Origin of the sequence: Butyrivibrio fibrisolvens (genome assembly GCF_037113525.1) — a bacterium.
In the GTDB taxonomy this organism is placed as follows: domain Bacteria; phylum Bacillota; class Clostridia; order Lachnospirales; family Lachnospiraceae; genus Butyrivibrio; species Butyrivibrio fibrisolvens.
The window spans coordinates 2,973,837-2,987,569 of the sequence record NZ_CP146963.1; the positions used below are offsets into that span (position 1 = coordinate 2,973,837).

A 13,733-nucleotide genomic window follows, 5' to 3' on the forward strand; every position below is an offset into this window, starting at 1 on the left:
GATTGATAAAACGAAATTTTTATCAGTTTCTTTCTTTTCACAAAAAAGCCCCAAAACGCAGTTTTCGCCTGCATTCTGGGGCCTGATCACTTTTTCCTTAATCCAGATCGTAGAGCTCTTGTCTTAGAAGTGCCATGGAGTCTGTACTGTAAACCGTTGATGTTACGCCGTTTACCGTACCTGTGAGGGCTGAATGGACGTAGATATCAAGGGTATCGGAATCACCCATTGCCACGTTAGATCCGTTATTATTCAGGTCGTAAATCGGAACATCAACTTCAAGGTAGTAGGTTACAAAGGCATTGGACTGACTGCCTGAAGTACTATCACTATAAATGAGATAGTAGTTTCCGGTTGAATCCACCACTGCCGGAGTCCTGCTAACAATCTCGCCACTGCTGTTAACCGTACATAGATATGCCGGGTACAGCTTAGCCGGAGTCTTTGCTGAGCTATAAGATGCGCCATACAATCCGGTAGTCGTAGACGTGCCTGTTTCAGGATCATAGTTATACTGCTCACTTCGTTTTCCATAACTGAAGTTGATCTTGATGGCACTGGTCTTTATTCCGACATTAAGATCCGTCAAAGTGAAATAAACCGGATAATATTTATACTCATTAACAACGTCAGTATTACTGGAATATGCAGGAGCATCCGGATCACTTGCGGTATTTGCAGTAGTCACTCCACTTTCACTACCTGCAGCAATAGCTTCCGAATCATTTGCCATATCCTGTGCATATGCATCATAAGGAATCTTATCGGTAGTTAATTCCTTGGCAAAAGTATCATCTGTAATAGATATACTTGCAGCCTTAACACCTGAATTGTAAGCCATGATCATGGTATTGATGAATAGCTGAACCTCAGGTGTCGTACACTGGGAAACCGCACTATGACCTACTCCTGAATATGAGATATTGCCTCTATTGTAGATATAGTAGTTATTTCGAACATCATGCGGAGATGCTTCATATACGTCATTAGTACCATTCTTGGTATAGGTAGATATAAAATTCTGCGTATGCTCTCCAGGCTCAACAAGACCATTACCATTAGTATCCACATCTCGGCTGTCCAGCGTATACCATACTGTAATATCACTTTCGCCATCAGCGTTATTATCCATATCAAGATTGAGCTGGAAATACTGTCCATGAGTACTTGCAACAAACATCTCATCTTCAAGATCATATGGATAATTAGAGATGGTTCCTTCATTTACAAGAGATACATAATATGCATTCTTATTAGAATTTCTGCTAGTATACCCTCCTACTGCAAGATTCTGATATTGTCTGCTAGGTCCAAATATTGAATGATTAGTCGTAGCAAGTCTATACAATCCTGAAAGCGCTGCACCGGAATTAGGCAGCAGCGGTGTCGGATCATATTGCGTACTATAGGCACTTCCATAGACATTATTGGCACCAACATAGCCAAATCTGTCCATACCACACAGATCACGTATTGCATTACTAAGGTATGAGCTTGCAAACCAGTCTGCCCACTGGGACTGAACTACGAACTGCTTATACGTCTTACCCGCAGTGCTTGTACCAAGTCCAGCCCGAGGATAAAGAGACGTGTCATATATCCAGGAAGTTGTATCATGGGTAAAGAGCATAGCTCGTCCGCTCTTGCCGTACGTAACCAATGATTTGATTGAGTTCTCGTTAGGGATATTCGGGAACATATCGGTAAATCCTACAATGACCATGTCATAGGCTGACAGCATAGTAGGTCCAACAGGTCTTTCGTTAGCATCATCAGTATCTCCATCGCCGTTTCTATCTATCGCTTCATTGAAATTACCGGCAATAGTCGTAGGCGATACAAGATGTCCGCCTTCAAGCTGAACTTCAAGGATATCACTTTCCTCTTTTATCTTGGATGGGTCATAATTCTTTTCATAAGAGGTTGCAAACTCATAGGAACTGATAGAATAAATATTAACGTCATATCCCGGGATATTCTCAAGCATGCCATACCAATCGCTTGTCGGAACATAGTACTGCTGATATGAAAGGTCCCTGTCTACCGCACCCTTGATATCATATGTCTGAGATATCGCTGAGTTTCCACCATCTGCACTACTGTTAGGAATGTACGGATATACCTGCAGTATATTGATCTCAATCCTTTCTTCTACACCGGACGGAATAACAGCACAAATACCTGTTATAGAGTCATGCGAACAAAGAGATGAATCTTCACTGTTAGGCTTATTGTTCGTGATCTTAAGCTTCCATGCCACACTTCCGTAGTATCCGTTAGGAAGCTGCCTTGTCAGATGATAAGAAGTATATGGCAAAAGAGATGTAGTAGAGCCAGACGATATAGTCAGATTCATGATCTCTTCTGTAAAAGTTGAACCTTTCTGTGCATCCGTCTTAGTCTCATCAGTAGATCCCGCAAATCTTCCGTCGCCATTACTATCAAGGAATAGCTGAACTGTATATGTAGCATCAAGCAGATCAGGATTAGCTACATCCGTGATAGTAAAATCGAAGTTCAGATAATACTGTCCATCAGATCCAGGTGATAAAAATACACATTGATTAGGATCAAGTATATTGCCATTTGTAACAGCAACGTATTCTGTAGGTACCGAAGTCACATCCAAAGTAAGCTTGGATTCATTAAGTCCCTCAGTGATAAGATCCGTGAACTTAGATCCAATTGATTCTGTAACAAAATTAGTATACTTTCTTTCATTCCAGGTATTGCCAAATCCAGTCTTAATAAAGGCATACATTTGAGAATTAGTATCAAGTTTACCTGCAAATGTGCCGTTGGAAGTATTAAGTTTGCCAGAGCCCGCACTGATTCCTGATGGTGCATTGCTTGAATTATAAGAAAATGAACCACCATTCATTGTAGTATCATATGTAAACAGGTCATCTGCAACGATTACCGGATAGCCGAGCTCCAGGAAATTCTCAAGTTCTTTTTCCTGAATACTTGTAATATCATTACCCGAAAGTCTGAGACTAACTGAAGCAGAATGAGTAACTGCTGCCGATCCAAAATCAGCACCATCAACATACATAGCTGTATCACTCATGGAATCACCAACATGAGCGTATACTATACCATTCATATCAGAACTATTATATACAGTATAGTTAGCTGACTTATACCAATTATTACCATTCCATGTATAAACGGTGCCATCATTTGCTGTATATGTGATCCAGTTAGGTTTACCTACATTAGAATTGTAATTTCCTTTATTATTGCGTCTGCGCCAACGTCCAAAGCTGTCACTAACCCTATTTTCTACGTACCATTCCCATACAGAACCATTATTATCCGTTAAGCCGGTCACTGTTTCTGTCATTCCGGTACAAAGCACTGTAGTTGGCTGGGTATTCATTATCTTCGTTGTAGTATCTTTGATTCCATAATAATTGCTTGTGGTACTACTGCTCTTAACTTCATATGTATAAACAGCAGTATCAACCGTCTGGGATCCAATATAGATAACATCATAGTCTTCGCAAGGATCGCCAATAATTCCTGCAAATTCAGATGTTGTCATACCGGTTATCTTGACTCTGTTAAGGATAGTTTCCTGAGCAGCACTTCCTTTTTCAAAAGTACCTGACATATAATCTTCATCTTCAAGAAGTGAAAGGTTTGGCGCAAATCTCTCCGCAAATACCTCTGCTCTCTGGGCCTGACGATATGCTACATCATCGCTTCCATCATCATACTGATAGTATTTGAAGGCATAGCAAGGCTCAATCTCAAGTACCTTTATCGTTGACTTATACAAAGTCAGGTCACTACCTGCAAAAATAAGTATGTACTGAGTCACTACGTTAGGAGCTACTGTATAGCTCATGTTTCCAATATTCTTACGCCCTCTGTATACATTCTCCTCAATGATAAACTTAAGGACTTCTTCAAAACCTATAGAAATCATTGAATTAGTATATGAATATGCAAAGAAGCGGTTAAATACTGCCGGAACATTTTTATATTCTCTGTCAGAACCTTTTGTAAAATCTCCGCTGTTATACTTGGCTACATATATATTTTTAAAATTGTATGCACCCGGAACCTTTGAAACATCACACTTTGCTTCATAGTTAGTACTTCCTGAAGAAAAATATGTATAGTTACCTATTCCGGTAAGAGCGCCCTTGAAAGTATCATCGTTATCACTGGAAAGCCCGGGTGTATTAAGGATTATGCTATCCTTGATATCTGTCATTAGAAGCCTTGCCAGATAATAATAGTTCTTCGCCTTGGAATCAGCGCTAATACCCGATGTTTCGATGTCATCAAATATACTTCTGTTAACTATGACAGCTTGAGGATATGAACCTGTAGCGCCTGATCCTGAATATGAAGCCGAAACAATTCCTTTTGTGCATGCGGTCGTTATATCATGAATTTTCTTTGTGTCATCTTCAGAAGCACCAATAGCCGTCTTCTCATCTTTAGTCATGCCATTAGCAGACAGATATACAAGATCAGCATCAGCAATATTAGTTTCAACTTCCTTTATCCTATCGCCATAGCCCTCACTTTCAGAGTCGAAGGTCTCGCACAATGTGTACAGATATAATGTGAGATTTACATTGTTATCATCAGTCTTGGTTTCATCATCACCAAATACATAGTATTTGAGCCAGTCGTAGTTGATGGTTATGTAGTAGGCATAACCATATCCTTCAAAATAGTCACCGCTACTTGGCTTTGTAAGTGAGAAGTTGTATCTGTTCTTTGAATCAACGCCTTCCAAAAGGGACGTATCCTCAGCACAGCTAAGGACATAGTAGCCACCTTCCATGGTTTTAGCATTAGTATACTTTTGCTCTCCTCTTGACTCAGTGTCCTGATCTGTGTCTGTCTCAGAACCTGATCCATTACCATTTTGACCAGAACCGCCACCATTTGGATCTGAACCTCCGCCATTGTTTGGATCTGAGCCGCTGTTGGGATCTCCTTGAGCGCTTGCCACCAATATATTACGGTGCCTTACACCTACAAAACCTGTAGAATTCTGATCAGCAGAACCACCGCCGTCGCCAGAAGGTGCCGGTGCACCGCCACCTGCATCATCTGAACCGCCACTGTCATTAGAACCACCGGAGTCGCCACCAGAACCAGGTTCATTACCAGCATTAGGATCTGCTCCTGACTCCTCTCCAGCAGAATCAGCACCTCCACCTGTTTCAGTTGGAGACGGATCTGAGGTGTCATTAGTTGTAGATGAACCGCCTGATGTTGATGAGCCGCCCGATGTAGATGAACCACCTGAATTAGATGATCCACCAGATGTTGATGTACCTCCTGAAGATGCTGAACCACCCGCATTTGAAGATCTATCTGTGCTAGAAGCATTCTGTGCACCGGATGATTCTTCTGCGCTTGCATCATCTTCATCAGTTGAACTTTCTGTAGATGCAGAATTAGCAGAATCTGCTTCATCACTTGCAGCGGTGCTTGCTGATGCAGAAGATGATGCCTTTGAAGATGATTTTGAACCGGATCCATCCTTTTCACTATCATCAACAACTATAACTTTGATAGTTATAAATTCATCTTCATCATCGCTTCCAACAGGTTTTAAGATAATTGTATATATACCAGGTTCATCAGGAATGATAGGAAGAGCATATATGTATGTCTCTTCATCGGAATCTTTCTCTTTCAGTCCTGTATCACCGGAAATATCTTTACCTGAGCTGCCACTTCCGTTTTCAGATTCTTCTTCATCATCAGAATCATCTGACTCTTTTGCATCTTCCTTCTTGTCAGTATCATCGTCATTATCAGCTGTATTGCCAACTTCTGATTCATCATCACCTGATCCTGAGCTTCCATTATCGCCGGAATCATTTTCATTATCAGATGAATTGTTATTATCGTTATTGTTATTATTATCGTTATTGCTATCGTTATTATTATCGCTGTTATTGTTATCAGAAGATCCTGAATTATCAGAATCTCCACCGCTCTTGTCATCTCCCTGGCTGCTGTCACCGGCATCTGCCGCAGCTTCTGTCAGATAAAGTCTTTCGCCATTTTCGCTATAGTTATTAAGCCTTGCCTGACCATCTGAGCCATCTCCAGAATCTCCGGAATCGCCTGAACCATTCTGATCGTTTGAGTCTCCACTTGGAGTACCAGAATCAGAGTTCTGATTACCAGAATCACCACTTTGATTATCAGAACCAGCGTTATTATTATCAGAGTCTCCACTTTGGTCATCAGAACCAGAGTTATTATTATCAGAGCCTCCACTTTGGTTATCAGAACTGCCTGACTGATTGCCGGAATCAGTATCCTGATCGTCGTCATCATGAGCATCAGAAGAACTGCCACCAGAACCCGATCCTGCTGACTCGTCTGCTTCAAAGGTCTCTTCTGTTTCTACTGGCATATTGGTTTCAAAGACGAAATTACCAACTTCGTCAAGGGACATGGTTACAGTAATCTCATCTCCTGCTTCCATGTCTTCGCTCTCTTCGCTGGCAGCGTTTGTATTTTCCATATCATCTACACTACTGATAGCAGCCGCACTATAAGTTGAAAAGTACATAGACGTCGTCAGCGTTTTCATTTTTGCATATATTTTTAGTGTAAGACTTTTTTCAGATGATTCATCATTTTGCGGGCAGATGACAATATCAAACGTACCTTGACCACTACCTGCACCTGAAAATGTTAGTACAAGATCGTATTCGAATTGTATCTCAGCATCGTCAGAGACACTTTTTTGTGTCAAAACAGCCTCGCACCCTGCTGCATCAAGATCATCATAATTTTTAACTTTTAATTTTGTATTGGATCCTATTGTATATTTACGCTTATTATTTTTTGAGTCGTAAATAAAATAGTTATCGGATGAATTAAGTAAATATGATGAACCTCCATTAAATTTTGCTCCATCAACTTTATAAACTGTAACCGTTGAAAAAATCAGAGTGATAAAATCATCCTTATCATATTCAGTACTACTATTAGTAGAGCCAATGACAACCTTGAGTGTTCCAGTTCCACTTAGATTCACCTGCAGCTTTTGAGCTTTTTTAAAGGTCGAATTATCAATAGGATAGTCATACTTATCTCCCTCAAAGCTCGCACTTGCAGTAAAAGAATCATCTCCTTCTTTTTCTGTAGATCTTATTTCAAAATTCTCATTTGTTGAACCAACATAATATACTCCTGAAGTATTAATCTCAGGATAATATGTTCCGCTTATTTCTTTTTCATTAGAAAAGTCATGATCAGTAGCAATTGAATAAACATTGTAAAATGAGAATGATATGTAATATGTATCATTAAAAGGCCCAATAATTCCATTTAAATCCGTCGCCTTTAATCCGAATGAGTATGTACCAGTTTTCTTTGCACTAAGTTTAGTGGTTGCTGAACTATCATCCGATAGACCCAACTCCCCATTTTTAGTCCATTTGAAATTATAAGATCCAGACTTCTTAACAAAGATTACATCATCGCCATTAGTTAAAACGCAGCCAATACAGCCAGTTACAACTGCAGTCTCTTCTTTATTTGTAACTTTTATAGGATTAGTCTCTGATATATTATTATCTGTAACATTATAATAGTTGTTTTCATACTTTAGATATAGCTTCGGCGTTGTATCGCAATTAAATACAACGTTATATGACGTTTTGAAGGACCCTATTTCTCCAGTTGTACTAATAACATGAAGCGTGATTTTTACTATATCTTCCGTTGTTGCCGTACCCGTATATTCAACAGTTACAGGATTGCTATATGATACAGAATCATCAGTTCCATCAGGTTCATGAAATTTGATTTTTGATGAATATGATGCATCTGTTGTCCATTTATAAGTGTATGAATTTTTAGAAGCATGATTCAAAACATCATCAGCGTTAAATACACTTGCAGTTAACTCAATACTGTTAGAACCTGATGCTACGCCTATATAATCACCATCATCATAATAATTGTAGCCACTATCTCTTACAGTTGATTTATACTCTAATTTAAACTGCAACTGCTTATCCCTATATGTTTCGCCTTCATACCCTTTAGGCGCAATAATAGCGTATGCATTACCAGACCCTGTAGGTTTTAATTCTAAAGTATAAGAATTATCCTCATTTGCCTTGAGCGTTGTACTATCAGGTAAATTCGCAAAAGATACCGCACTGGATAATTTTGCAAAACTGCTCTCACCTGACTTACCAAGATATTTAACTGTATAAATATATGCACCGGATTCACCATCAACTACATAATCCTCTTCTGAAACAGTAATTGTTGAAACCGTAGCCGTAGATTGATCTATCAAATGATCAATATCAGGTATAATTGTCTTTAGCTTTCCATCATGGTTATAAACAGCATAATATGAATCAACAACTTCTACATTAAACTCAAATGGATCCGGAAGTTCTTGATTTGGATATTCAGTTTCTCCAGTTACTTCAACACTAAGATTCTTATATAGATTAGCTGCATTCCCCGTTAAAGTAATCTTATTTCCTTCATATCCCTGAGTAGTTTTGTCAGTACTTAAAGTTATTGTTCCTTCAGTGTCATCTACTTTTCCAATTACTAAATTGTCATAATGAGGATTACTCCATACATAGCTAAAGCCTGTATCAGAATTAGATACTGGTGTAAACTTACCATCCGAAACAGTTCCAATATGAGCGTTCAATACTATTCCGTCAGTTTGTCCAATGTATAATTGGATTGTTTTGTTGGCAGATTCATTTGCTTTTTTGTAGTAATAAACCTTTTCACCATTATCATCAAACTCGCCATCTATACTGATTCCCAGATAATAAACAATCTCCTCCGCCGGCTCAGCGCAGGTAACCATGCCATTATAAATCTTATAATTACCGCTTCCATCCGAAGCCACATAGCGGTTCTCGATATCAGCGATATTACTTTGGGAGATTTCAGAAGAGGACATGTTAACAACCTTGGCAGATACAAATGTATTGCCAAGTTCAAGGCCCTTAATTGTGATGGTAGTCAGACCTCCACCTGTAAAGAAATAGAAATCACCTCTGCTTTTACTAACACTTACAGATGATGATGTAGGATCAACGATATTGATGATCTTAGTGTTGCCGATTGTCCATATAACTGTTTGAGTTGATGTATTGGAAATGGCATCAGAAGGAAGGCTGAATGTTATCGAATTACCTTTGCCGACAACAGTAGCCTTAATTCCTCTACCAATCGTGGTCATCTCAAGATCTGTTACATCAGAAGTCTTGGCATCTCGAATATCTATAACGCTCTTATCTTCATAGTATCTTCCGGTATCGCTTTGGACATAATATCCCTGTACAAGCTCTCTACCAATAAGTCCTTGCTTTGCATTAAGGATATAATAATCCTCGTCCGCTTCGCCGTTTTCGCCCATAACAGGAGTTGGCGGCGTGTTAGGATCATATGCTCTTAGCTCATATGTCATCGGATAGTCAGTCTCGCCTGCATCAGGGTCTATGGACATAATGCTCTCGTCCTGAAGATCAGCAACCACGTTACCTATACCAACTGTAGGATCATATTCGTATCCGTCAGTCTGGTCGGTGACATCCTTGAACTGTCTGAACGGCTCATATCCTGAGGCAAAATATCCCATTGATGCCTGTTCATAGTCATCTGCTATCTCAACAAGACTGAAATCAGACGTCTCTGCAATGCGGGTATCCAGATCCATGAAGGTATCAGCTGCTGCCAGAGAATTGCGCATAGAGGTAAAAGGAAGAGTTGCGATGGCTGCTCCTGCCATAGTGATAGAAAGCGCCTTGGCTGCCCTTCTCTTTATAACTCGCTTATTTCCTATTTTCCTGCTTATTGTTTTAATAATCTTATTAAAGGTATACTTCAATTCTGCCTAACCTCCCATACGATTATTACAATCCTATATTTATGAGGTAGGTGTCAAAAGTTCCTTTTGACACCTTATGTCACATGTAAAACTAATGACTAATGGTTCAACATTGATGCCATGATTGAAACAATTGGCTAGTAGTTCAAACCCATGATCTTAGTTCGATGCACCATCTGAGTTCTTCCCTGCGCCGTACAAAGATGTATCATTTCTTAAAGCTATAGTAAAATCATAGTTATATGTTCTTTCAGAATACTCAAGCGCCATCTGGACATTCACCGATTCATCTCCGCCTTTGTATCCAATCTTAAACTCAGAAACATAATCAGAAAGCACCGGCCACGTTGTTATATCTTCCGAAGCTATGCCGCTTCCATCCGGAGTTACGGATGTTATGACTCCTGATTCAAAAACTGCTGTGACGGGAAGTCCGTCAGCTGCGCCGTTAAAGCCTGTAAAATAGTAAACTGTGCCGCTTTCTTTATTAAACGCGATCACACTTGCCTTTGCATGAATGGTTCCGGCTTCAATATCTTTATTGATGTCTGCAGTGCCCTGGCTCGAGTAGTAATCCTTATTAACAGTCAGCATCGCGAATATCGTAGATACATCCTTTGAAGGAAAAAAAGCTGCATCCCCATTTTCAGGTGCATACAGGCCAAGATCTGCATTAGTAATATACGTAGTGATCTGGCTCTGCAACAGCTGCGACCTTGTCTGAAGGTTCAAGTCCTTATTCTGACGCTGATACAGATTAACTCCGGTTGTGATAAGCGTCCCAAGAATAAGGCCGACAATGGACATAATGGCTATTACTATGATCAGCTCTACGATGGTAAAACCTTTATTCAGTTCGTCTTTACCCTTCTCGTACTTTGCCATAGAATTATTCCAATTCCGCTTTGCCCGTTGTAGGTGTCATCTTGATCGTATAAGTCTTGCCCTGATCAAATGTAAGCTCCGTCATGTATCCAAGATCTGAATATTTCAAAAAAGCTCCGGTCGCCCTGTCATATCCAAGTATTATCTCCTGACCTGTAAGATCAACTTCACTTCCGCCAACAACCGCTTTTATCTCAATATTCGGTGCACTTACAGATATTTCATCAACAATTTCTTTGTTAACGATCTGACTTATGATAATGTGCCCCTTACCGTCACCAGCTATTTTCAGATAGACATCAGCAGCAGATGAAAGTCCGCTTTCCGGCGCCCCTTGAGACTTACTTAAGGTCAGAACCCTTACCCTCGACAGTGCAGAAAGTGTATCCTGAGCGCATTCTCTTGCAGCCCTTCCGTTAAGTAGCCCGATCATAGATATAAGGCCAGTCGAAAGGATTGCCATGATCGCTATGATCACGATAAGCTCAACCAGTGAGACACCATTATTCTTATTTTTCAGGTAAGAAAAAAATCTCATTCAAAAGCCTCACATCCAGGTTCCCCAAAAGCTCGCCGCCTGCCAAAGCTTAGTACTTCTTCCAGCCGCTGTATGTAACAAGGTCTGCTGTGTTAATAGTTGCTTCACCGATAGTTTCAACGTTTTCAGATTTTTCCAATAGAGAAAAATCTTCTCCGGATCTAAACAGGTTAGCTACGCACAGTCCCGTTGTTTTATCTTCTAAAGTAAAAATACTGCTTAGCTCATCAGGATCGTTTGTAATGTTGGCACCGCTTATGGTTATCTTGCCGTCACATATAACAGTTCCTTCAAAGCTTGAGCTTATACTTACATCTCCGCCAACTGTTATTATCATGTTCAGACCCTGTATAGAAGAATTAATCGTACAATTTCCGTAATAGACTCTGACTCTTTCTACTCCTGATTCATCTTTAAAATAGACATAGTTACCACTTTTACTGCTACTGCTTTTCAGCTTATCAATATTCTCATCGCTTATAAGGTTCTGATATACGCTCTCCTTCTCGTCTCCGGTAAGCGCATCATAATTAACAGAAAGATTGGTACAAAGCGTGTAATAGGACTGGTCATATATCTTAGCTTCAGCATCGGTATCAATACCAGCATATTCACCGGACGAAGCATATGAATCATCAACAAGCTGCCAGGCCACATATCCCTTTTCATCCTTTAATACATTCCCTGACGCATCAGTCTTAGGAATAAGGATATTCCCTGCAAGGTTAAGTCTTACAAGTCCTGAATTCAGAGGGAACTTAAAGTCTGAAATGTATGCACTTAAGTACCTGTCCATCCTCTCAGGATTAGCTTCATAGTAAGCCTTAAAGAACTCGCCTGCTGCCTTCTGGGGATCTGCAGAAAGGGACTTACTAAAGTCCATGTAAAAATACATCCAGCCATCCTGATTGATCACCGATGCATAGGCGCTGTCTGAAAGGCCATATACAGCTGCTCCATCTGCAATAGATGTTCCAAGGCTATTAACAGTTGCCCCATAATAAACAGGAAGTATAGTCTTACCTGAAGAATTACTATAATCGGTATAGTACTCGTAATAGTCTGCATAAGGGAGCGGATTACGCTGCAAGACTGGCGAATAATACGTTGTTCCCTTATCCACATAGGAATACCAGCCTACGCACTCATAAGGTACGAGATATGCAAGCTGTCCTGCCTTTGATGTAAGAGATTCTCCCATTGGGAGATTGTCTTTTTTGTCATCAAGATATGAAAGACCTATATATGCATTACCAAGAAGTACGAAGTTAGTCAGATTCTGAAAATCCGCTTTAACATTTGTTCCGTTAAAGATGATCGCACTGCTCAGGCTAGAGTCAAATTCATCAGTCTGGCCATACCCGTAGTAACCGCCGCCAAGCTTAACGGATGTACTGCGGCCTCCAATAGTAAGGTCATCTTTTACAAATGTATTGCCAAGGAGCTCAAGGTTATTAACACCGCCACTTGCCGGAAACGCAGATTTGGACCTGTAGCCTACTCTGATATTACTTGCCCATACATTGGATGTTGCATCTGCGTGAAAATAGCCGCTTCCATCTGTTACTATTCCGCCGGCGCTTATCACATAGTTTCCATTATCATCAAGAACCTTGTCACCGCCTGCTACGATATACTGACAATTTTCAAATGAAAGACCCGCTCCGCTGTCTACAACAATGGCGTAGTCTTTATCATCAGAAGTAGTACTGCTGCCTGCAACCTGGTTATCTGCTCCGGCGCCAGCACCTGCCTTAGCACTTTTTCCCGCATAGACACTTACATTTGAGATCTTACAATTACCGCTTTTAACTTCAATGCCATCGTCTGCAATGAGCGAATATCCAACAACTATAGGAAGTGAAAACTTAGTATTAAAGCCGATATCAGGGCATTTGATATTGATATCGGTCTCGATAATTGATGTATCTCCGGTCTCATCTGTATATACGACTTTGACATTTGTGATCCTGACAAAATCCTCGTATTCAGTGATGTTAGCCGACCTTGTAACTACCGCATAGGGAGGGTTATTCTTGTCTTTTCTGGTGACATAATCATTAAAATCCTTGCCGCTAAGCTGCTGAATAAGGGTATCTTTATACTTCTGCCAAATCTGTTTTTCAGATGCAGCCTTTTCTTCTGCTGTTAATGATTCCGAATATTTCTGCATTATTGATATATATGCTTCGGAAAAGCAGCCTGAAGCTTCCATCTGAAGTCCTGCAGATATCTCATTCATAGCCATTTCTGCAGAATAATAATTCTCCTGGATCTTGAACTGCTGGCTCTTCATTTCAAAATTGTATAAGGCCATGTACATGATGATAGAAAGCAATAGTCCTACAAAAGAAATAACGACTATTGCCATTACCATGGACATACCATTATTATCCTTATGAAGTTTTGCAAGTAAGCTTCTGGTTCTCATATAAACCT

4 protein-coding genes are annotated in these 13,733 nt (G+C 40.1%); all 4 read right to left on the minus strand.

The genetic code is table 11. From position 1 onward, the window contains the following. Positions 1–97: 97 nt before the first annotated feature. Positions 98–9,871: a DUF5057 domain-containing protein gene (locus tag WAA20_RS12435; protein WP_073390042.1), complete on the minus strand. Its 9,774-nt coding sequence runs from the start codon at positions 9,869–9,871 to the stop codon at positions 98–100. A gap of 159 nt (positions 9,872–10,030) precedes the next feature. Further along, a complete protein-coding gene (locus WAA20_RS12440; RefSeq protein ID WP_073390040.1) occupies positions 10,031–10,756 on the minus strand; it encodes a type II secretion system protein in 726 nt (241 codons plus the stop codon). Positions 10,757–10,760: 4 nt separating this feature from the next. Further along, complete coding sequence (locus WAA20_RS12445; RefSeq protein WP_073390039.1) at positions 10,761–11,294, minus strand: Tfp pilus assembly protein FimT/FimU; 534 nt, start codon at positions 11,292–11,294, stop codon at positions 10,761–10,763. A 49-nt stretch (positions 11,295–11,343) separates the two neighbouring features. Beyond that, positions 11,344–13,725: a hypothetical protein gene (locus WAA20_RS12450; RefSeq protein WP_073390037.1), complete on the minus strand. Its 2,382-nt coding sequence runs from the start codon at positions 13,723–13,725 to the stop codon at positions 11,344–11,346. Positions 13,726–13,733 lie beyond the last annotated feature (8 nt).

Excerpts from the sequence above, each read along its gene's own strand:
- WAA20_RS12440 (WP_073390040.1), bottom strand. The coding sequence starts at position 10,756 with ATGGCAAAGTACGAGAAGGGTAAAGACGAACTGAATAAAGGTTTTACC.
- WAA20_RS12445 (WP_073390039.1), bottom strand. The coding sequence starts at position 11,294 with ATGAGATTTTTTTCTTACCTGAAAAATAAGAATAATGGTGTCTCACTG.
- WAA20_RS12450 (WP_073390037.1), bottom strand. The coding sequence starts at position 13,725 with ATGAGAACCAGAAGCTTACTTGCAAAACTTCATAAGGATAATAATGGT.